Source organism: Proteus sp. G2675 (assembly GCF_963886535.1).
Taxonomy (GTDB): domain Bacteria; phylum Pseudomonadota; class Gammaproteobacteria; order Enterobacterales; family Enterobacteriaceae; genus Proteus; species Proteus mirabilis.
Genome location: NZ_CAWPCB010000031.1, coordinates 108,842 through 129,011, shown reverse-complemented (window position 1 = coordinate 129,011; position 20,170 = coordinate 108,842). Strand labels below are relative to the sequence as shown.

Below are 20,170 nucleotides of genomic sequence, written 5' to 3'. Positions count from 1 at the left end.
ACGGTTAATCGCTCTTGCTAATAGCCAATCTATCATGCTGATGATGAAGGGATTTTTCTCTTTGTAATAATTTTTCTTTGCGCTCAATCCCCCAACGATATCCAGATATTTCACCATTTTGTCTGATAACTCGATGGCAAGGGATCGCCACTGCTAGTTTATTTGATGCACAGGCATTCGCCACTGCTCGATAAGATTTTGGCGAACCAATTTTTTGAGCAATTTCTTGATATGTCATGGTACAACCAAAAGGAATATCTAATAATGCCCGCCAAACTTTTTGTTGGAATACTGTTCCTTGAATATCAAGTGGTAATGCCAAAGGTTGTGTTGGCAGTTCAACAAAACCAATGACTTGGGCAATCAATTTTTCAAACTCTTGGTTTGCACCAACAAGTTCAGCTTGAGGAAATTGTTTTTGTAATTCATCTAATAAACACGCAGGATCATCGCCAAGTGTTATCGCACAAATGCCCTTTTCACTTTGAGCTACAAGGATATGGCCTAATGAGCAGATCCCTACAGCAAAAAAAATCACGATATTTTGTCCACCATTGCGCCAATGGGTTGGCGTCATACCTAATATGGCTGTCGCATTTTCATAAAATCGGCTATTCGCATTAAAGCCTGATTGATATATCGCATCTGTAATTGTTTTATCGCCAGCTAATGCTTTCTTAATTAGTTTGTGCCGATAAGCATTCGCATACTCTTTAGGTGTAATTCCCATTATAGATTTAAATCGTCGATGGAAATAATATGGGCTGGATTGAATATGTGCGGCGATGTCGGCAAGAGAAACATCACCCTGATTTTCTTCAATAAAACGGCAGGCTTGTTCAATAAGTTGATAATGTCTCTTTTCCATTTTAGTTCCTACATTTATGTATGCTGGATGAAGTCCATTATCAATAAACTTCTATTTAGATCACTCCGATTATTGCTCTTTAGTCTGCGCTTTCTTTAGATAATGCCCATAAATAGAGTGAAGCCGTTGAACCATAAGGAGAATAACGTTTACGATAGCGTTCAAAGCGTGTTCTATCTAAGCTTTGATGGCGATATAAACGCATGATACCACGCTGAATAGCTAAATCCCCCCAACTTAAAATATCAGGACGATTAAGTGATGAAATTAATAACATTTCAGCTGTCCAAATACCAATACCTTTTAATTTTATCAGGGTATTGATCACCGCTTTATCAGACATAGCGGTGATTTGGTCTAAATCTAACGTATGATTTATAACTGAGTCAGCGATACCTTTAATATAGCCGGCTTTACGCATTGTCATTCCACATTGCTGAATATCTTGCACTGATAAACTAGCAATATGTACAGGAGTATAAATACCATCACATAGGGTAAGTAAGCGTTGCTGAACCGTGGTGGCAGCCGCAACAGAAATTTGCTGTTCAATAATATTTTTAATTAATGCGGTAAATAAATCAGGGGTAAGTGGACGTTTAATTTCCCCTATTCTTTCCATCACCGCGGCTAGACGCTTATCTTTTTGTTTTAAAAAAGAGATCTCTTTTTCACCATACTGAAAATACATAAAATCACGCTACTAATTAAGGTATTTATATAAAACAGTATAGCGTGCACTTCCCCCTGTTATGCACTCTGTTTCTTGCTCTTTTTAGCAAATGTTAATATAAAAAGAGCAAACTATATGATTAATATAATGTTTTCATAATACGTTCAGGCAATTGTGCATCATATTTATCACCATCAAATTGTTGATGAGAAATGGATTTCAATATTTGTCCCGGTGCTGGAATAGTTGATTTATCAGCTAAATATTTGTTTTCCCACAAACCTGAACGAATAAGTGCCCTACCACATTGGAAAAATACGCGCTCAACATGGATGCGCAAGACTGAGCGAGGTAGTGCATTGTTATATTTAAAGCGTGCGAGTGTTTCTTCATCTATTAAAATTTCCGCATGACCATTAATTCGTAATGTTTCATTAATGCCGGGGACTAGCACTAATAAAGCAATCGCGGGATTAATTAACAAATTGCGCATGCTATCAATGCGGTTATTACCACGTCTATCGGGTAATAATAAAGTATGATCGTCTTCAATATGAATAAAACCTGGCTCATCGCCACGAGGAGAAACATCCATACCATCAGCACTATAAGTGGCTAATGCAACAAATGGTGTAGCTTCAATATAAGGGCGATAAAGGGGGTGAATAAAATCCACTTCTTTTAAGACCGATGGTTCGGCAGGTTGACCATAAATCTCTTCCAGTGTTTTCAGATCTTTTACAATGGTATTTTTCATAAGGTGGCCTTGTTATCATTTAGCTCATTCTTCATCATATACAAATTTCGTATAAAAAAAAGGTCACCATAAAATGTGACCTTTTCATCAATCTATTAAGCCGTTAAAGCGAGTTTGGCACCAAATAATAAGAACACAGTACCAATGCAACTATTCGATAATGATGCTAATCGTTTGTTATGCTTAACCTTATTAGTAATAGCAACGCCACCAAAAATAAGTACAGATAAGTAAAGCATGCTACATATTTCTAATATTACACCTAATACAAAAAAGGGAACCCCTGCATTTTCATATTTAGGATCAATAAATTGAATAAAAAATGACACATAAAAGATGATCATTTTTGGATTTAACAAACTTAAGAAAAGCGCTTTGATATATAAGCCGTTTTTCGCTTTTACAACCTCTACTGCAACCTGTTCCGGCTGCTCTTTTTTCTTATGGAATGTCGCATAGAGTGTTTTTAAACCTAAATAGGTTAAATAAAGTGCACCGGCATACTTGATCACAATAAAGAAAACGGGTGAAGTCTTGACTAATGAAGCAACCCCCAAAAATGCCAAAAAGATTAATAATGCATCACCCGTAAAAACACCAAGAGCGGCTTTATACCCCCCTTTCACGCCATGCTTCGCACTCGAAGTTAGGACGAAAATTGAATTTGGACCTGGTACTAGTGTAATAAAAATAACGCCTAAAAGGTATGTCCAAATATTTGAAATACCAATACTTTCTAACATATGACGCCTTTTTTAAAAAAATAATATGCTGTATATGTGGGCTATCATATCGATATTAATTTTTTTGTAAAACAATAAACTTATATTTAACGATAAATAAGTAAATTAAACTGGTTTTAGAGCTTAAATATAGTCTAATGATTCATTTTTTCATTTATGTTTGGATTATATGACTGGTTTGAATGCGGGTAATAGTATGGTGCTGAAATTGCTTTTTTTATATAGATAAAATTCTTAATAAAGCATTTTAATAAGAATTATTGGCTGGGTTTTTGGTTATTTATGGGGAGAACAACCTATTGTATCGTTAATGTTATAGTCTATTTATCTATTTGTGATGAGAATCACTGTTATAAGCCATTTTTTATATAGAAATAACCATATATCTTTATGAAAAATAATTATTTTTTATAAATTTTGCATTTTTTAGCACATAAAGTGAGTATAATATTCACAAGGATTTACCAAAGTGATTATTCTTTAGTAGATCTATCCCTATTGTAGATTACCGATAACGTAATCTTACACATATTACATTGAAATTAGTGATATACATCACCCTGAGCAAATGCTAAGCCACTAAGATGACTTTTTATGGTAACTTTAGTGATACCGGAAAACGTATGATAAAAAGGCTATAATTGCTCAGCAACGACTACTAAAGATGGAACATCGATTATAGCCCGATGCCCTATTTGCTAAAAGATTTACATGTAGCAACAGACACATTGGTGACACTGTCACTTTTATTAGGTGAGTAAGTTGAACCAAATTAATCTACACAAGCGGATCCTCTGTTAGCCTCTTATCGCTTATCATGATTTATCTAGAGAACCATTATGGATGCACAACTGTATAAAGAGTTTAAAATTATAGAAAAAGCGTTTTGGTCAGAGATATGTGAAAACAATATTCGTATTGGTGATCATACCCACTGCTTTATGACACCGATGGACGCGCCTATTTTTAATTTTATCTATCTTCGTCAAGGCGCTAGCGAAAATACTTTCCAACAAGCAAGTACGCTGTTCTCCTCGCAAAAAAAAGGTCACATGCTGGTTCTGCCGGAATCTCTGTTGCCTGAATTTGAAGAGATAATAAAAAAAGCAGGTTATACGGGTGACGGTATGACAACCGCTATGTATCTCTCATTGTCTGATGCGACTTATCCCCCCTATAAAAATAACCCGTGCGATATTATTTTAACTAACCATGATCTTAAACAGTGGGCGCAACCATTGAAAACCGCCTTTCCTGTTGGTGACGATACGATAACTAATGAATATATTCGTTATCACCAAAAAGCGTTAGATAATGGTGCGACGATCCTTCATTATGCATTATTAGTTGCAGGGCAGCCTGTATCATCATTAACGCTGACATTACATGATAAACTAGCAAGATTTGACGATATTGGGACGGATATTGCCTATCAAGGCAATGGTTATGCCACACATTTAATTACTCACGTATTAGAGTTTTGTCGAGAGCAAGGTGTCGAGCGTTGTTTCTTAGATGCGTCAGCGGATGGTCTAGCGCTATATCGTAAATTTGGTTTTAAGCCACTTTTTAACTATTTAAGCTTTATTAACGAATAACCGCATACATTAAGAAGGCTCAATCAAGTTATTGAACCTTCTTTCAACCTTTAAAAGGCCTACGACAAAGCAAATGCTAATGCTATGTTATCTATGTTAAAATAACACCATTAAGCCATTACTTTCCCTCCAAACAGTGGCGATTAATTTTACCTTGCTAATAACTACTTTCTATATAGCTATCATAGCTATCGTCAATTTCCTCGTATTTATTATTTGATTTACTAGCTAAAACTACACTATTGATCTAGAGTTAGACATAATGTATAAGTTGTTATACATTTAATCTAACCAGAGTGAAATAGGAAAATACTATGAGTTCACATCTTGTGATGCAAAATATTGAAGCTCTTTCATCGCCAGGGGGGCACTACTCTCATGTTGTTACAGCCAATAATATGTCCTTTATTTCAGGCCTATTACCTTTAGATAAAAACGGCGTCCCATTAACGGATAAACCTATTGAATTTCAAATTAATCAAGTGCTTGAAAATTTAAACGCTTGCCTTATAGGAATAAAAGCACAAAAAACCGATATTGCCCAAGTTAAGATGTATATTACAGACATTAACGAATGGCCTGTTGTCAATGAGTTATATGCAAAATGGATTGGTGAGCATAAACCGGCCAGATTAGTCGCGGGCGTAAAAGAGCTTCATTTTGGCAGTAAAATTGAAATTGAAGTCATGGTGATCAAGGAGCAAACTTTATGAATAAATTAGCGCTTCCTACTTACCAAGATGTGGTTGAAGCACATCAACGTATTTTGCCATATCTTAATAAAACACCTATCTTAACCTCTCGCACTATTAATGAGTTAACGGGTGCTCAATTCTATTTTAAATGCGAAAACTTTCAGCGCATAGGCGCTTTTAAATTTCGCGGAGCAATGAATGCATTATCACAATTTACGGGCGAACAACGCAAAAATGGTGTGATAACTTTTTCATCAGGTAATCATGCTCAAGCTATTGCTCTATCGGCAAAATTATTAGGTATTCCAGCTACAATTATCATGCCTGAAGATGCCCCCACAGCTAAAATGCAAGCAACAAAAGGTTATGGTGGCAGAGTCATTCTATATAACCGTTATACACAAGATCGCGAAGAGATAGGACAAAAGCTTGCTCAAGAAGAAGGATTAACTTTAATACCACCTTACGATCATCCTCACGTTATTGCCGGTCAAGGTACTGCAGCTAAAGAGTTATTCGAGGAAGTTGGTGAGTTAGATATGCTGTTTGTTCCCTTAGGGGGAGGTGGTTTACTTTCAGGTTCATTATTATCAACCAAAGCCCTTTCGCCACATTGTAGAATTTTTGGTGTTGAGCCTTTAGCGGGAAATGACGGACAACAATCATTACGCAAAGGTGAGATAATTTATATTGATACGCCAAAAACTATTGCAGATGGCGCACAAACTCAGCATTTAGGCGATTATACTTTTGAGATCATTCGCAACAACGTAGACGATATTTTAACAGCAACAGATGAAGAACTAATTTCTGCTATGCAATTTTATGCTCAGAGAATGAAAATCATTGTAGAGCCTACAGGCTGTTTAAGTTTAGCTGCAGCTCGTCAATTTGGTGATAAGTTAAAAGGCAAAAAAATTGGCATTATTATCAGTGGTGGCAATGTCGATATTATGCAATATGGTCATTTTTTATCACAAAAATAATTGAATAACTAGATGTTATTTATTATAAAAAAGCAGTATAGCTTGTTTTTTATACTGCTTAATATAATAAAGATATTTTGAAGTTTAGTCTCTGTTAATTAATTGAAAAAGCGATCCCCGCTTCTTTGCATAATTGCATTAGATCTTCTTTCAATTGTTGGTTTTCTTCAGGTAATAAATCAAGTTGAGGTAAACGCATATGACCACCATTTAAGCCACGCATAGTTAATGCTGACTTAAATATCGCCATGTTCGCGCCTGATTTCAAAGCATCACTAAATTTCACACAAAATTGTTGCCAGTGCTTCGCTTCTTGATAATTACCCGTAATATAGGCTTGATACATATTCACAAATGGCTCAGGGAAAACACAGGCACATCCTGAAACCGTGCCATCACAGCCTGCATCTAATAAACCAAGGAATAATTTATCGTAGCCATGAAGTACTGAAAAATTATCTGCAACCGCTAAATAGCCAAGTGTCGTATTGTTATCGGCAAAACTGTATTTTATACCAATCACATTTTTGCATTGTTGCTGAATTTTAGCCGCTAATTCAGGCTTGATATTATTAGCCGCACATTGTGGAATGTTATAAAGATAGATTGGGAAATTTTCTGGTACGCTATTGGCGATAGTCACAAAATAGTGCTCTAATTCTCTGTCTGTGGCAGCAAAAAATTGTGGCGTCACTACACCAATACCATCGGCACCAATTTCTACAGCATGTTTGGCGAGTTCAATGGTTTCTGTTACCGTCATTGCGCCAACATGAATAAAAACAGGTAAACGTTTATTTGCCGTCTCTACTACGGTTTGTGCCACACTTTTACGCTCTGATGCAGATAAACGCAACATTTCTCCGGTCGTGCCACAAGGATAAAGACAATCAACACCTTTAGTGATCAACATATTAGTTAATGCAGACAACGCGTTGATGTCCACATGATCATTTGAATCAAACGGAGTAACCATCGCCACTGTAACGCCAAATAATTTTTTCATGTAAGAGCCTTTTATTTATTCAATCAAATTGCTTCAACAATAACGTTAATCGCTAACATTCCGGGATCGTCTAATCCTATCGATTTTTCTGGGAACATACGGGCACGTCCCAATAAATTAGGCTTAGGGCGAAATTCATTTAGCGTATTATTAATACTTTTTAAAGCAGTGGGTTTTAGTTCAGTCAGAGATGAGATCGACGCTAGATCTTCAGATAAATGATAAAGAATATCTAATACTGACTTTTGCCCTAATTCCCCTTTTCCTCTCGCCATCATGCTTTGGTATGCGACCGTCAATAGTGGGGAAATATCAGTAAGCGCTATTTCTTGCAGGTGGTTTTCTTTGCAATATTTGGCCATTGCCATAAAAGCCGTTGCTTGCAAAGTACCAAAAGAAGACGCACAGGCTTTTTGTAATGATTTGCTGCATTGAAAAAGCGCTTTACTTAAATCGTCAGGCCAATCTTGGGCATCGTTAGCAATTTGTCGCCATCCTTTTTGCATGGTTACCCCTAAATCACCGTCACCAAGTTGGCTATCTGCTTCACATAGTCTATTTTGAGACTGTTCACAGGCAATTGCGATACGTTGTACAGCAAGTTTTATATTATCGAGTGTAATATTAGTCATCATCACACTCTCCAAAATGCACAGTGAGCAGGTGCATTCAATAAAGCTTCAAGCTCATCATCAAGTTTACAAAAAGTTAAGCTAGCACCGGTCATTTCCATTGATGTTGCATAACGGCCGACTAATGGATGAATGATAGTCGCCCCTGTATTATCAATAAGTTGAACAACTTTATTATATAAAATATAGAGTTCTTCTAAAGGCGTTGCACCTAACGAGTTGACTAGAACTGAGACTTTATCACCCTTTTTTAGTGATAATTCGGTTTGTAAACGTTGAAACATTTCTTCTGCAATATCATCTGCACTACGTAATTTATCGCGCCAAATTCCTGGTTCACCGTGGATCCCCATTCCCATTTCCATTTCATCGTCAGCTATTTCAAAAGTAGGATGTCCAACAGCGGGTAAGGTGCAAGATGTTAAGGCACAGCCTATTGTTCGCGTGTTTTCCATGGTTTTTTGAGCAATGCGGGTCACCTCATCAAGAGATGCCCCTTCTTGAGCTTTGGCCCCTGCCATTTTAAAACCATAAATCATTCCAGCCACACCACGACGTTTATGCGCTTCTTCTGGTGTTGCAGAAGCAATATCATCTGTCGCTAACACCGTTGTACATCGAATATTATCTTCAAAATCTACCGTTTCAGAGGCCATATCAAAATTCATAATATCGCCACCATAATTACCATAGAGCAGTAATACCCCCTGCCCATTATCCGCAGCGCGTATCGCATCAGCCATTAGATCTGCTGACGGTGAGGCAAATACATCACCGACTGCGGCGGCATCTAATAAACCTTCACCTACATATCCGGTGAAAACGGGAAGGTGCCCTGATCCTCCGCCAGTAACAATTCCCACTTTAGCTTTATCTGAGCTGTTAGCTCGCGTAATTAAACGTGGTTGTGGTTGACGATAAATATCATTATGTGCAAGGCATAAGCCAGCTAATGTTTCATCAACATAATTTTCTGGTTTATTTAATATCTTTTTCATAAAAACACCCGATATTTTTATTTATCTACGGATATTGCCCTCTTAAATTAAAAATTAATTATTTAAGAAGCATTTTCCCTGGTATTGGATAGAATATGTGTATATTTTTGAAAATAATAAATAGCTTATTAGTTATTTGGTTTTAAATGCGCTCCTAATTTGCATAGCGACAATTAATAGGAAAACACTGGCTAATACAATTGAAATAGGTCTATTAACAAAATTAATTAGCTCTCCGTCCGATTTCATCAACGAAGAAAGTAAATTCTTCTCTAGCATCGGCCCTAAAATCATCCCTAATATAATCGGTGAGATAGGAAAGTTACGCTGTTGAAGAAAATAGCCGATAACTCCCATCACCATCATAACCACAATGGATGACATCGTATTGGTAATAGCAAATGAACCGACAATACTAAATAAAATAATTGCTGGATAAAGAATTGCATTATCAATAGCAACAATTTTCTTTAAAAAATTAACAACAATAAAAGCTATAGGTAATAAGATTAAATTCGCAATAAAGAAAATGATAAAAACGGCGTACAGTTTATCTGGATTAAATAAAAAGAGAGTTGGTCCAGGTTGCATATCTTTCATATACAATACACCAATGATAATAGCTGCCGCAGAATCACCGGGAATACCAAAAACCAATGAAGGTATCCAACTTCCTGCTAAACTAGCATTATTACTTGCTGATGCATCAACAATACCTTCTTCTGAGCCTTGCCCATACTTTTGCGGTTTTTTTGATAATTTTTTAGATACTGCATAAGAGATCCACGCAGCGATATCGGCACCAGCACCGGGTAAAGCCCCTATCAATGTACCAATAATACCACTACGGAAAATGCCCCCTTTACGTTGGCAAACAACCTTTCCCACCCCTTTAAAAATATTATATGAGCTATTATCTGTATTAACTGCTAATTTAATTTGCTTTTCTTTCCAGCGATCGACGTAATATTTAATCGCACCAGAGATAGCAAATAGCCCTATCATGGCGGGAATAAAACTAACACCTTGCATTAAAGAGACTTCACCAAAGGTAAAACGGGCTTGTCCTGTAAATTCATCGTAGCCAATAGTGGCTAAAGCAATACCGAAAAACAGTGCTAGCAAACTTTTTCTAATTTGAGCGCCAGAAACAATAGTGGCGCAGCTTAATCCAATTAAAGTAAGCCACATATATTCGTAAGAGCTAAATTTAAGTGCAAACTCGGCTAACAACGGAGCGGTTGACGCTAAAATAATTGTGCCGATCACCCCACCAATAACGGAGCTTGTTAATGACATCCCTAATACACGATTAGTTTTACCTTCTTTAACCAATGTATGGGCATCGTTAGTATAAGCTGCAGAGGCGGGTGTTCCGGGAATATTTAATAATGCCCCTGGAATATCGCCGGCAAATATCGAGGATGCACCTACGGAGATCATCAGTGCTAATGCAGGAATTGGATCAAGAAAGAAAGTAAAAGGCACCATTAAAGCAATTGCCATGGTTGATGTTAATCCCGGAATTGCTCCAACAAATAAACCAAATAAGCAAGCGCCGACGACAACAAGTATTGTCGTGTAATCAATATAAGCTAATGCGCTAATAAATATATCCATACTGTTTTTCTCTATTTATTAAAATAATTGAGGTAGCGGTACTAACAGTACAGCGGTAAATAAATAGTAAACGCCTAATACAATTCCAGCAGAAATAATAAAACTAAATATCGGTTTTACTTTTGCGTATTTCATCATTAATGGTGCAATAACAATAAATCCTGTAACAATAAAACCAAGGTATTCAGCAAAAAACACATAAAATAGAATGATACCAATAATTAATAACACAAATTTTATTTCATGCCATGTCACCAAAGGTGTATCCATTTGCTGCTTTTTTGCAAAAATATCTAATAATGAAAAAATAATTATTCCTCCACCAATTAGTGAAGGCATAAAAGCCGCACCATATTCACTAAAATCACCTAATGAATAGGCGCTATAAATAATAAGAAATAATCCAAATAGGCAAAATATAAATGATAATATATGACGATTTAGCATAGGCATAAAAACGGCTATTATCAGCCGTTTCCTCAGTTATTTTTTTATAATTTCGCCAAACTTTTTATCTTCATTGGCCATAAATTGTGTCGCATCATCACCATACAATTCAATGACTTCAAATCCTTGTTTATTAGCAAATTCAGCTAATTCACCTGAAGCATAAACTTTCTTCATTGCTGCGGTAAGCTTATCTTGTGCTTCTTTATCAAGTCCTTTAGGGGCAACTAACATATTCCATGCTTGTAAATCCCAATCATAACCTGTTGCTTCTTTAAAGAGAGGAACATCAGGATAAAATGCCGATTTTTCATTAGACATAATGGCCATATGTTTGACTAATCCGGCTTTGACCATACTGTCAGCCTCACCTAATGAAGACGTTACAATATCAACGCCCCCTGAAGCTAACTCTTGTAATGCAGCACTAGCTCCTTGGGAAGGAATAAAGCGGATTGCGTTATCAGGTAACCCTGCTGCACGTAACATACCAATATTATTAAGATGCCAGATAGAGTTTAATCCACTCCCTGACGCTTTTAATTTCCCTGGGTTGGCTTTGGCATAATCGATAATTTCTTGTGCATTATTAAAAGGCGATGATTTTGCAACTTGTAATCCACCGTAGATTACCGCTAAACGTGTGATCGGGGTATAATCTTGATAGGTTAAATTAGTCATCCCCTGATGATGCATCATCGCAATTTCAACCGTGGCAATACCTAATGTGTAACCATCTGGCTTGGCATTTTTAATAGCATCATGTCCAACAACGCCACTTCCTCCGGTCTTATTAACGACATTAACCGTCACACCTAATTCTTCTTGTAATCCTTTTGCTGCTAAACGAGCAACGGTATCTGTATTGCCACCAGCAGCCCAAGGAACAATAATCGTAATAGGTTTTTCAGGCCATTGTGCAAAAGCAGGAACAGTAAAAACAGAACTGCATAGGGTCAGAGCTAAGAGAGTTTTTTTCATTATATGCACCTTTTCTCATTGCAGATTACTTGTGGTCGAATATCTTCAATTCTTAATTTAAGACGTGCTTGTACTTGTGACAGTGAAGGCATTGAAGTCACCCCTTTTTGTTCTATAAATGCAGACAAGAAAGCACTAGCAAATAAAACACTTTCTGGCATTGTGCCTCCTGCGGCTATTTTTGAGGCAAATGCACCATTAAAAGCATCTGTTGCTGCCATCGTATCAACACGTAGAGAAGGTAGTGGCGGAATATGAAAAGTATTCCTCCCATCAAAATACACCACGCCTAATTCATCTATGTAGATAATCACTTTTTTCTTTTCGTTACCGGCAATAATCTCTACGGCTTGCTTGGCATCATTAATCGTATTAATTTCAATACCTGACCAATCTGAAGCTTGGTAAGCGTTTAACGTAATAAAATCTACATATAAATAAAGTTGTTTTAAATCATCGCTATACGGAGCGACATTAAGTATGACGGTTTTATTAATAGAATGAGCAAAAGAAGCGGCTTTCACATTAGCATCAATATTAATTTCCCCTTGCAGTAATAACACGTCAGCTTCACTAATATAAGGCAGTGATATATCGACCTCTTGCAGGGTAAAAGTGTTATTTGCGCCTAAATAGGTAGCCGTAATATTATTTTTGGTTTTATCTGCTAAATAGCTAATTGAGCTACCTGTTGGCTCTATTTCTGTTTGAAAAATAGTAAATGAATCAATACCGCTCTCTTGCAAATATTTATAAGCATATTTACTAAAATGATCTTCACCGACTTTAGTAATTAAATGCACTTTTGCATCAGAAAAACTGGCAGAAATGGCTTGATTCGTCCCTTTTCCACCCGGACCTATTGAGTTTCCTTTTGAATTTACCAATTCCCCTACACGAGGAAATGCATCAACATTAGCAATAATGTCCACCACAAAAGAGCCTAATACACACACTTTACCTTCTGGTGTTTTCTTTTTATGTTCTTTGACGATCAATAAATCGTGTAGTAAGCATGAGATATCAAAACTATCACTAAATTTACTGATCTTTTTTATTTCTTGTTTCCCTAGTATGGCGCCACCATGACAACGTTTGATCAACCCTTCATTTTCGAGGTATTTCAAATCACTGCGGATCGTTTCTAATGTGACGTTGAATCTTTCCGCTAGCTGAGCCACTTTAACTTTTTTCTGTTCCCTAATAATGCTATAGATTTCCTGTCGTCTTTCTTCTGAAAACATATAAAGTGCCTCCGTATCATTAATACGAGAATAAGGATATCCAGCCGATGATTTTGCGATAACATTCAAAACAAAAAACCAAAAACGGAAGCAAAACCAAATCCGAACAACTTAGATCACATTTTTTTAACAGTAATTCAATTGTGATAGCTGGAAAATGAGAGATGAAACGAATCTTTATCTGATGAGCAGTTTGTTAAGCGTAAGAAAAATCAGTCTATTATAAGTGCATTGATTTTCAATGTTCTATTTTAGAACCAGCTGATTTTGTAAATACCATGTTAAATGAAGGTTTATTTGTTTTATTACATAAGAGATTATTGATACGCAGTTCAAGCTACCCGACATTTTTTAATGTTTACTCGATATCAAATGACACTTGTTAAATAACAATAATAAAAAAAACACAGATGTAATCATTGATAAAAATAATGAGTTAATGATTCTGTATATTACACATTATAAATTGGACTTTATTAGGCTATTTTAGTTATTTAGTTTATTTTTTCTTATTAATCGATATGTATTAAATTATATATCAATGTTAATCAATTGATTAATTTTAAATAATACATAGGGTTAAGAAAACAGCGACAATTGATAACCTTCGTAATAAATCATGTTTCTTTGATGTAAAGCAACTACCACTTTTTATAAGTAAGTAATATCCACATTAACAGTTGGGTTTTATTATCTTACGTTAGCGTGCTTATTTATTAACAAAAATGATAACAATAATTTCTATATAAGCTCTTTATTTTTCTTCTTAAAAATATAATTAAGTGAGTAATGTATGAAAAACATCAAAGAGATGACGTTACTTTCCACCCCCCTATCTCGCCGACGCTTTGTCAAAGTGGGAGCCGCTGGTGGATTAGTTGCAACGGCGGGTGGATTATCTCTCCCCTTTAGCCAAGCCATGGCTTCGGAGCAAACAGCGCCGACATCTACCAATAAAGAAAAAGTCGTCTGGAGTGCATGTACCGTCAATTGCGGTAGTCGTTGTCCATTGCGTATGCATGTCGTTGATGGCGAAATTAAGTACGTTGAAACAGACAATACCGGCAATGACGTTTACGACGAGTTCCATCAAGTACGAGCTTGCTTACGTGGTCGCTCTATGCGTCGGCGTGTTTATAATCCAGATCGCTTACGTTATCCCATGAAACGCGTAGGTAAACGTGGTGAAGGTAAATTTGAACGTATCTCTTGGGATGAAGCCTTTGATACTATTTCCGACACCATGAAACGCCTGATAAAAGATTATGGCAATGAATCTATTTATCTAAATTACGGTACAGGCACCCTCGGTGGCACCATGACAAAATCTTGGCCACCAGGAGCAACCCTTATTGCCCGTTTAATGAATTGCTGTGGTGGTTATCTCAACCATTATGGCGATTATAGTACTGCGCAGATCGCTGCAGGCTTAAATTACACCTACGGGGGATGGGCTGATGGCAATAGTCCTTCAGACATCGAAAATACTAAATTGGTTGTTATGTTTGGTAATAATCCCGGCGAAACACGTATGAGTGGCGGTGGTGTAACTTATTATGTTGAGCAAGCTCGTGAAAAATCAGATGCTCGCATGATAATTATTGATCCTCGCTATACTGATACGGGTGCAGGTCGTGAGGATGAGTGGATCCCCATTCGTCCAGGTACTGATGCAGCCTTAGTTAATGCGTTAGCTTATGTCATGATCAAAGAAGATTTAGTCGATAAACCCTTCTTAGATAAATACTGCGTAGGTTACGACGAAACTACGATGCCAGAAGGGGCACCTAAAAACGCCCACTATAAAGCCTATATTTTAGGTGATGGCGCAGATGGTCAACCCAAAACCCCAGAATGGGCAGCACAAATTACCGGTATTCCCGCGGCACGTATTGTCAAATTAGCCCGTGAAATCGCTGGTGCTAAGCCGGCTTATATTACTCAAGGTTGGGGCCCTCAACGCCGTTCAAATGGCGAATTAGCCTCTCGCGCTATTGCAATGCTCGCTATCTTAACTGGTAATGTGGGAATAAATGGGGGCAATACCGGTGCCCGTGAAGGCTCTTACAGCATTCCTTTTGTCCGTATGCCAACCTTAACTAACCCTGTCACGACCAGTATTTCTATGTTTATGTGGACAGATGCCATTTTACGTGGTCCTGAAATGACCGCTACACGTGATGGTGTGCGAGGTAAAGATAAACTGGATGTACCTATTAAAATGGTATGGAACTATGCGGGGAACTGCTTAGTTAACCAACATTCAGAAATAAACCGTACTCATGAAATCCTACAAGATGATAAAAAATGCGAAATGATTGTGGTTATCGATAATCATATGACCGCATCGGCAAAATATGCAGATATCTTACTGCCGGATTGTACGGCATCAGAGCAAATGGATTTCTGTATGGATGCTTCTGCGGGGAATATGGCTTACGTGATTTTCGCTGACCAAGCGATTAAGCCACGTTTTGAAAGTCGCAATATCTATGAGATGACCAGCGAAATTGCTAAACGTATGGGGGTGGGTGAGAAATTTACCGAAAATCGTACCCAAGAAGAGTGGTTACGCCATCTTTATGAGCAATCTCGTCAAAATTTACCAGAACTGCCTACCTTTGAAGAATTTCGGGCACAAGGTATCTTTAAAAAACGTGATCCACAAGGCCATCATGTGGCTTACCGTGAATTCCGCGCTGATCCACTCAACAATCCACTGACAACGCCGTCAGGAAAAATTGAAATTTATTCTTCGCAATTAGCTGAAATTAAAGCGACATGGGAATTAGCGGCAGACGATGTGATTGATCCACTGCCAATCTACTCCGCAGGTTTTGAAAGCTATGGCGACCCTGCTATGGATAAATACCCATTACAAATGACGGGTTTTCACTATAAAGCTCGTACCCACTCAACTTATGGCAACGTAGATGTATTAAAAGCGGCTTGTCCACAAGAAATTTGGATAAACCCTGTTGATGCTACAAAACGTGGTATCAAACATGGCGATTTAGTTCGTATTTATAACGATCGCGGTGAAGTACGTATCAACGCTAAAGTGACACCACGTATTTTGCCGGGTGTTGTCGGATTAAGTGAAGGGGCTTGGTATAACCCAGACAGTAACCGTATTGATCATGCAGGTTGCATTAACGTGTTAACGACCCAACGCCCTTCACCACTTGCTAAGGGTAATCCTTCTCACAGTAATCTTGTTGAAGTCGTCAAGGCGTAAGGAGTCTGGTTATGTCAACGCAATATGGTTTTTATATCGATTCAAGTCGTTGCACCGGCTGCAAAACCTGCGAACTCGCGTGCAAGGATTTTAAAAATTTATCCCCTGAGGTCAATTTCCGCCGTATTTATGAATATGCCGGTGGTGATTGGACCGAGCAAGATGGTGTGTATACGCAAAACGTTTTTGCTTACTACTTATCTATTTCATGTAACCACTGTGACGATCCGGCTTGCGTAAAAGTCTGTCCAAGTGGCGCCATGCACAAACGCGAAGATGGTTTTGTGGTGGTGAATGAAGAAGTGTGTATAGGCTGTCGTTATTGCCATATGGCATGTCCTTATGGTGCACCGCAGTTTGATGAAGTCAAAGGCCACATGACCAAATGTGATGGTTGTTATGAGCGTGTTGCTGAAGGCAAAAAGCCAATTTGTGTCGGATCTTGCCCATTGCGTGCATTAGATATGGCACCGATTGAAGAGTTACGCGCTAAATATGGTGATCTTGCTGAAATAGCCCCTCTTCCATCTGCGAAATACACTAAACCGAATATTGTACTTAAATTAAATGCCAATAGCCGACCTGTAGGTGACACCACCGGGCATCTGGCTAACCCAGAGGAGGTTTAAGATGGGCATGGGATTACATGAATGGCCACTGATGTTCTTTACCGTTATTGGTCAAAGTGTGGCTGGCGCCTTTATTATTATGGGTTGCGCCATTCTTTCAGGCAAACTGCCTGAAGCGTTAAATCGCAAAGTGCATTACAGCATGTTTGGTTTGTGGTTATTAATGGGGATTGGTTTTTTACTCTCCATGATCCATATGGGAACCCCAATGCGTGCCTTTAACTCTTTTATCCGTTTTGGTCATTCATCATTAAGTAATGAAATTGCCAGTGGTGCCACATTCTTTGCTTTAGGTGGCTTATATTGGCTAATTAGTGTGTTAAATAAAATGCCCGCTGCATTAGGTAAATTGTGGCTAGTGGTTGTCATGATACTTGCGGTGCTATTTATCACGGCTATTTCGCGAGTTTATCAAATTGATACTGTACCTACTTGGTATAATGGCTATACCACAGTTAACTTCGTACTAACCGCATTTATTGGTGGCCCTATTTTAGCGGCACTGTTAATGCGTATTGCCGGTTTTAACTTAAATTGTATTAGTGCATTACCGCTATTAAGTGTCATCGCCATTATTATCAGTGCTATTGTGGCTACCTCTCAAGGCTTTGAATTGGGTTCAATTCAAACCTCCGTACAAAAAGCGGTTGATTTAGTTCCTGATTACGGTTTTTTAATGGGCATTAAATTGATTGCCCTAACATTAGGGTTAGCTTGTTGGATAGCACCGTTATTACGCAAAAATAATCCTTCTGTTTCTTTAATGGTGTTAGGTTTTATTTTGGTGTTTGTTGGTGAATTTATTGGTCGTGGCGTATTCTATGGCTTACATATGACAGTAGGAATGGCTGTTGTAGGTTAATCAACCTATTTATCCTTAAAAACCGCCGTAATGGCGGTTTTCTTTTACTGTGTTACCCTTTTTTAATCTTAGTCATTATGTTTATATAGGGAATAACCTATTATAGATAATATACATTTCAGCGGATAATAAAAATATTATGGAACAACAAGTTATTACAGATATTTCTCTCTCTGCCCGTATTATTGGGGCTGCTTTCTATTACCCACCAACTGAAAAAAGTGACATTGCTGAGTTACTCTCAAGCGGCAAATGGTTAACTGAATGGCCTTATGGCTCTGAAGAAGAAAAACAACGCATTGCCTCATTATTGGCGCAAACTACCTATCAAGATGAAACATTAGCACAAGCCTATCAACGTTTATTTATTGGGCCTTATGCGCTACCTGCACCACCTTGGGGATCGGTGTATCTTGATCATGAGAATGTCTTATTTGGTGATTCAACCTTAGATTTACGTGAATGGATGCTGGAGAATGGTATTGATATTGCCTTGACTCAAAATGAACCTGAAGATCACTTTGGTTTAATGGTGATGATGGTGGCATGGGTTGCAGAAACACGCCCTGAAAAATTAACTGAACTACTTGCTGAACATTTATTACCTTGGGCTTATCGCTATCTAGAGAAATTGTCATTACAAGGGGCATTCCCTTATTATGAAGGTCTTGCCATGTTAGCAACGTTAACGCTTAAAAGCTGGCAATCCCTACTCTCGATTACTCCTGTTGAAAAACAGCTATTTTGCTAATCGACTGATTTGATCAAAAGAAGAACAGCCCTAATTGGGCTGTTATTTTTAGTTAAGATTGTTGAGACCACAGCTGATAAAGTGCCGGTTGTTTTTCGTCTTCAGGTTTTATTTGCACAAATTGCAACCCTTCTTGTTGCTCCGGAGCGACTCTTAATGCCTTAGCAATATTGGCTGTCGATAATCCATAAGGCTGGGCATCATCATTAGAGTAAGCATAAAATATTTGTGAGATCCCCGCCATACGCATAGCCGCCAAACACATTGGACAAGGTTGACCACTGGCATAAACCACACAATCATCCAATTTTGCTCGTCCTAACACTTTTCCGGCTTCTCGTAATGCTAATAATTCTGCATGTGCAGTTGGATCATTTGTCGCTGTAATTTGATTAACAGCATGAGCAATCACTTGGCCATTTTTCACGATCACCGCGCCAAAGGGACGCCCACCAACTTTCACATTCTTTGTGGCAAGCGAAATGGCTTGCTGTATAAATTGCTTATCTGACATTATTTTGCCCCTGCTTGTTGAAGAATATTGATGATATTGGTATAGCCTTTATCTTTCGCTAAGGTTAATGGTGTACGTCCAGATCCATCAGCCAAATTAACATCCGCCCCACCATCGATCAGCAACGTCACGATATCTGCATATTTTTGACTTCCATCACCTAAAATAATGGCTTCAATTAACGCAGTCCAACCAAGGCGATTAACATGATTGACATCTACACCGGCATCAATCAAGGTTTTTACTGTGGCAACATGGCCGCGCTCCGCCGCAGGAATCAATGCCGTACCACCATAACGGTTGATGCTATTCAGATCTGCGCCATGGGCTAAGGTTAAAGCTAAAATTTCCTGCAATCCTCTCGCTCCAGCATAAAGATAAGGTGAATCATAGATAGCATCGCGGGCATTGACGTTAGCCCCTTGTTCAATCAGGTATTTTGCCACCTCAATTTGATTCGCATGAGTAGCCGCCATTAGCGGTGTACGCAATTTGATATCTCGTTGTTCAATATTCTCTCCTTGCGCTATCTGGCGCTTTAATTCTGGCAAGTTTCCCTCTTGTGCCAGTGTTACTAGATCTGCTTTATCAGAATTTGCCATTGCTTTTACCATAAAGATAGATGAAACCATTAATAGGCCTAAGAAGTAGAAAAACCACTTGGTCTTTAAATAGATAGCATTCATTCAATCTCTCCTCGTGAAGGGGTATTTTCAGCCTGCTTAATCAGCAGATTATTCGACTATTTATTACATCTAACAAAGGGATGGCATTATTTCAACCCATTGAGGAATAAAATATTCCACCATTAAGCCTTGATTTAGGTTTGGTCAGCATTTTTATACTTTTTTTACATCCGCCATAGCGCTTTTATCAACATCTTTACACCTCTTTCAGTAGCTTTACTCAATCTAAATCACAAAAGGAT

General features: G+C 37.9%; 20 protein-coding genes. 7 read left to right on the top strand and 13 right to left on the bottom strand.

Annotated elements, in window-relative coordinates; all coding sequences use genetic code 11:
* Nucleotides 1-4: 4 nt before the first annotated feature.
* The 4 genes from AACQ49_RS08630 to leuE form a co-directional block, all read right to left on the bottom strand.
* A complete protein-coding gene (locus AACQ49_RS08630; RefSeq protein ID WP_036918307.1) occupies nt 5-868 on the bottom strand; it encodes a methylated-DNA--[protein]-cysteine S-methyltransferase in 864 nt (287 codons plus the stop codon).
* A 79-nt stretch (nt 869-947) separates the two neighbouring features.
* Nucleotides 948-1,559, bottom strand: coding sequence for a DNA-3-methyladenine glycosylase family protein (locus AACQ49_RS08625; RefSeq protein WP_161778989.1), 612 nt, complete (start codon nt 1,557-1,559; stop codon nt 948-950).
* 121 nt (nt 1,560-1,680) lie between these two features.
* On the bottom strand, nt 1,681-2,298 hold the full coding sequence (locus AACQ49_RS08620) for a pyridoxamine 5'-phosphate oxidase family protein (protein ID WP_004242912.1): 618 nt from the start codon (nt 2,296-2,298) through the stop codon (nt 1,681-1,683).
* A gap of 95 nt (nt 2,299-2,393) precedes the next feature.
* The gene (gene leuE, locus AACQ49_RS08615) at nt 2,394-3,041 is read right to left on the bottom strand and encodes a leucine efflux protein LeuE (protein WP_004251219.1); all 648 of its coding nucleotides are present in this window, start codon (nt 3,039-3,041) and stop codon (nt 2,394-2,396) included.
* Between the two features lie 839 nt (nt 3,042-3,880).
* Here leuE and AACQ49_RS08610 point away from each other — a divergent pair.
* The 3 genes from AACQ49_RS08610 to AACQ49_RS08600 all read left to right on the top strand — a co-directional run bounded on the left by AACQ49_RS08610 (nt 3,881) and on the right by AACQ49_RS08600 (nt 6,320).
* On the top strand, nt 3,881-4,639 hold the full coding sequence (locus AACQ49_RS08610) for a GNAT family N-acetyltransferase (RefSeq protein ID WP_004242909.1): 759 nt from the start codon (nt 3,881-3,883) through the stop codon (nt 4,637-4,639).
* A 314-nt stretch (nt 4,640-4,953) separates the two neighbouring features.
* Complete coding sequence (locus AACQ49_RS08605) at nt 4,954-5,352, top strand: RidA family protein (protein WP_161778988.1); 399 nt, start codon at nt 4,954-4,956, stop codon at nt 5,350-5,352.
* Complete coding sequence (locus tag AACQ49_RS08600; protein WP_004248049.1) at nt 5,349-6,320, top strand: threo-3-hydroxy-L-aspartate ammonia-lyase; 972 nt, start codon at nt 5,349-5,351, stop codon at nt 6,318-6,320. Before AACQ49_RS08605 ends, AACQ49_RS08600 begins: the two co-directional genes overlap by 4 nt.
* 94 nt (nt 6,321-6,414) lie before the next feature.
* Here AACQ49_RS08600 and AACQ49_RS08595 read toward each other — a convergent pair whose 3' ends face one another.
* The 7 genes from AACQ49_RS08595 to AACQ49_RS08565 form a co-directional block, all read right to left on the bottom strand.
* The gene (locus AACQ49_RS08595; RefSeq protein WP_161778987.1) at nt 6,415-7,326 is read right to left on the bottom strand and encodes a dihydrodipicolinate synthase family protein; all 912 of its coding nucleotides are present in this window, start codon (nt 7,324-7,326) and stop codon (nt 6,415-6,417) included.
* A gap of 23 nt (nt 7,327-7,349) precedes the next feature.
* On the bottom strand, nt 7,350-7,961 hold the full coding sequence (locus AACQ49_RS08590; RefSeq protein WP_004242903.1) for a dihydroxyacetone kinase subunit L: 612 nt from the start codon (nt 7,959-7,961) through the stop codon (nt 7,350-7,352).
* Nucleotides 7,961-8,956: a dihydroxyacetone kinase subunit DhaK gene (locus AACQ49_RS08585; RefSeq protein ID WP_004242899.1), complete on the bottom strand. Its 996-nt coding sequence runs from the start codon at nt 8,954-8,956 to the stop codon at nt 7,961-7,963. Before AACQ49_RS08585 ends, AACQ49_RS08590 begins: the two co-directional genes overlap by 1 nt.
* A 132-nt stretch (nt 8,957-9,088) precedes the next feature.
* Nucleotides 9,089-10,576, bottom strand: coding sequence for a tripartite tricarboxylate transporter permease (locus AACQ49_RS08580; protein WP_004242897.1), 1,488 nt, complete (start codon nt 10,574-10,576; stop codon nt 9,089-9,091).
* 18 nt (nt 10,577-10,594) lie between these two features.
* Complete coding sequence (locus AACQ49_RS08575; RefSeq protein WP_004242896.1) at nt 10,595-11,029, bottom strand: tripartite tricarboxylate transporter TctB family protein; 435 nt, start codon at nt 11,027-11,029, stop codon at nt 10,595-10,597.
* Nucleotides 11,030-11,059: 30 nt separating this feature from the next.
* Nucleotides 11,060-12,004, bottom strand: a complete 945-nt coding sequence (locus AACQ49_RS08570; RefSeq protein ID WP_004242895.1) for a tripartite tricarboxylate transporter substrate binding protein — start codon at nt 12,002-12,004, stop codon at nt 11,060-11,062.
* Complete coding sequence (locus tag AACQ49_RS08565) at nt 12,004-13,317, bottom strand: PfkB family carbohydrate kinase (protein ID WP_226900813.1); 1,314 nt, start codon at nt 13,315-13,317, stop codon at nt 12,004-12,006. Before AACQ49_RS08565 ends, AACQ49_RS08570 begins: the two co-directional genes overlap by 1 nt.
* A gap of 724 nt (nt 13,318-14,041) precedes the next feature.
* Between AACQ49_RS08565 and dmsA the strand changes: the two genes are divergently transcribed.
* The 4 genes from dmsA to dmsD all read left to right on the top strand — a co-directional run bounded on the left by dmsA (nt 14,042) and on the right by dmsD (nt 18,728).
* Nucleotides 14,042-16,486 carry a dimethylsulfoxide reductase subunit A gene (gene dmsA, locus AACQ49_RS08560; RefSeq protein ID WP_017628118.1) on the top strand — a complete coding sequence of 815 codons (2,445 nt, stop codon included), beginning with the start codon at nt 14,042-14,044 and terminating at the stop codon, nt 16,484-16,486.
* An 11-nt stretch (nt 16,487-16,497) separates the two neighbouring features.
* Nucleotides 16,498-17,115, top strand: a complete 618-nt coding sequence (locus AACQ49_RS08555; protein ID WP_004242892.1) for a DMSO/selenate family reductase complex B subunit — start codon at nt 16,498-16,500, stop codon at nt 17,113-17,115.
* A gap of 1 nt (nt 17,116) precedes the next feature.
* Nucleotides 17,117-17,977, top strand: a complete 861-nt coding sequence (locus AACQ49_RS08550; protein ID WP_004242891.1) for a DmsC/YnfH family molybdoenzyme membrane anchor subunit — start codon at nt 17,117-17,119, stop codon at nt 17,975-17,977.
* A 139-nt stretch (nt 17,978-18,116) separates the two neighbouring features.
* The gene (gene dmsD / locus AACQ49_RS08545) at nt 18,117-18,728 is read left to right on the top strand and encodes a Tat proofreading chaperone DmsD (RefSeq protein WP_088207218.1); all 612 of its coding nucleotides are present in this window, start codon (nt 18,117-18,119) and stop codon (nt 18,726-18,728) included.
* A 52-nt stretch (nt 18,729-18,780) separates the two neighbouring features.
* Here dmsD and AACQ49_RS08540 read toward each other — a convergent pair whose 3' ends face one another.
* Both AACQ49_RS08540 and AACQ49_RS08535 read right to left on the bottom strand, forming a co-directional pair.
* A complete protein-coding gene (locus tag AACQ49_RS08540) occupies nt 18,781-19,242 on the bottom strand; it encodes a nucleoside deaminase (protein ID WP_049203322.1) in 462 nt (153 codons plus the stop codon).
* Nucleotides 19,242-19,928, bottom strand: a complete 687-nt coding sequence (locus AACQ49_RS08535) for an ankyrin repeat domain-containing protein (RefSeq protein WP_004242887.1) — start codon at nt 19,926-19,928, stop codon at nt 19,242-19,244. Before AACQ49_RS08535 ends, AACQ49_RS08540 begins: the two co-directional genes overlap by 1 nt.
* Nucleotides 19,929-20,170: the final 242 nt, after the last annotated feature.

Excerpts from the sequence above, each read along its gene's own strand:
- AACQ49_RS08630 (WP_036918307.1), bottom strand. The coding sequence starts at position 868 with ATGGAAAAGAGACATTATCAACTTATTGAACAAGCCTGCCGTTTTATT.
- AACQ49_RS08625 (WP_161778989.1), bottom strand. The coding sequence starts at position 1,559 with ATGTATTTTCAGTATGGTGAAAAAGAGATCTCTTTTTTAAAACAAAAA.
- AACQ49_RS08620 (WP_004242912.1), bottom strand. The coding sequence starts at position 2,298 with ATGAAAAATACCATTGTAAAAGATCTGAAAACACTGGAAGAGATTTAT.
- leuE (WP_004251219.1), bottom strand. The coding sequence starts at position 3,041 with ATGTTAGAAAGTATTGGTATTTCAAATATTTGGACATACCTTTTAGGC.
- AACQ49_RS08610 (WP_004242909.1), top strand. The coding sequence starts at position 3,881 with ATGGATGCACAACTGTATAAAGAGTTTAAAATTATAGAAAAAGCGTTT.
- AACQ49_RS08605 (WP_161778988.1), top strand. The coding sequence starts at position 4,954 with ATGAGTTCACATCTTGTGATGCAAAATATTGAAGCTCTTTCATCGCCA.
- AACQ49_RS08600 (WP_004248049.1), top strand. The coding sequence starts at position 5,349 with ATGAATAAATTAGCGCTTCCTACTTACCAAGATGTGGTTGAAGCACAT.
- AACQ49_RS08595 (WP_161778987.1), bottom strand. The coding sequence starts at position 7,326 with ATGAAAAAATTATTTGGCGTTACAGTGGCGATGGTTACTCCGTTTGAT.
- AACQ49_RS08590 (WP_004242903.1), bottom strand. The coding sequence starts at position 7,961 with ATGATGACTAATATTACACTCGATAATATAAAACTTGCTGTACAACGT.
- AACQ49_RS08585 (WP_004242899.1), bottom strand. The coding sequence starts at position 8,956 with ATGAAAAAGATATTAAATAAACCAGAAAATTATGTTGATGAAACATTA.
- AACQ49_RS08580 (WP_004242897.1), bottom strand. The coding sequence starts at position 10,576 with ATGGATATATTTATTAGCGCATTAGCTTATATTGATTACACGACAATA.
- AACQ49_RS08575 (WP_004242896.1), bottom strand. The coding sequence starts at position 11,029 with ATGCCTATGCTAAATCGTCATATATTATCATTTATATTTTGCCTATTT.
- AACQ49_RS08570 (WP_004242895.1), bottom strand. The coding sequence starts at position 12,004 with ATGAAAAAAACTCTCTTAGCTCTGACCCTATGCAGTTCTGTTTTTACT.
- dmsA (WP_017628118.1), top strand. The coding sequence starts at position 14,042 with ATGAAAAACATCAAAGAGATGACGTTACTTTCCACCCCCCTATCTCGC.
- AACQ49_RS08555 (WP_004242892.1), top strand. The coding sequence starts at position 16,498 with ATGTCAACGCAATATGGTTTTTATATCGATTCAAGTCGTTGCACCGGC.
- AACQ49_RS08550 (WP_004242891.1), top strand. The coding sequence starts at position 17,117 with ATGGGCATGGGATTACATGAATGGCCACTGATGTTCTTTACCGTTATT.
- dmsD (WP_088207218.1), top strand. The coding sequence starts at position 18,117 with ATGGAACAACAAGTTATTACAGATATTTCTCTCTCTGCCCGTATTATT.
- AACQ49_RS08540 (WP_049203322.1), bottom strand. The coding sequence starts at position 19,242 with ATGTCAGATAAGCAATTTATACAGCAAGCCATTTCGCTTGCCACAAAG.
- AACQ49_RS08535 (WP_004242887.1), bottom strand. The coding sequence starts at position 19,928 with ATGAATGCTATCTATTTAAAGACCAAGTGGTTTTTCTACTTCTTAGGC.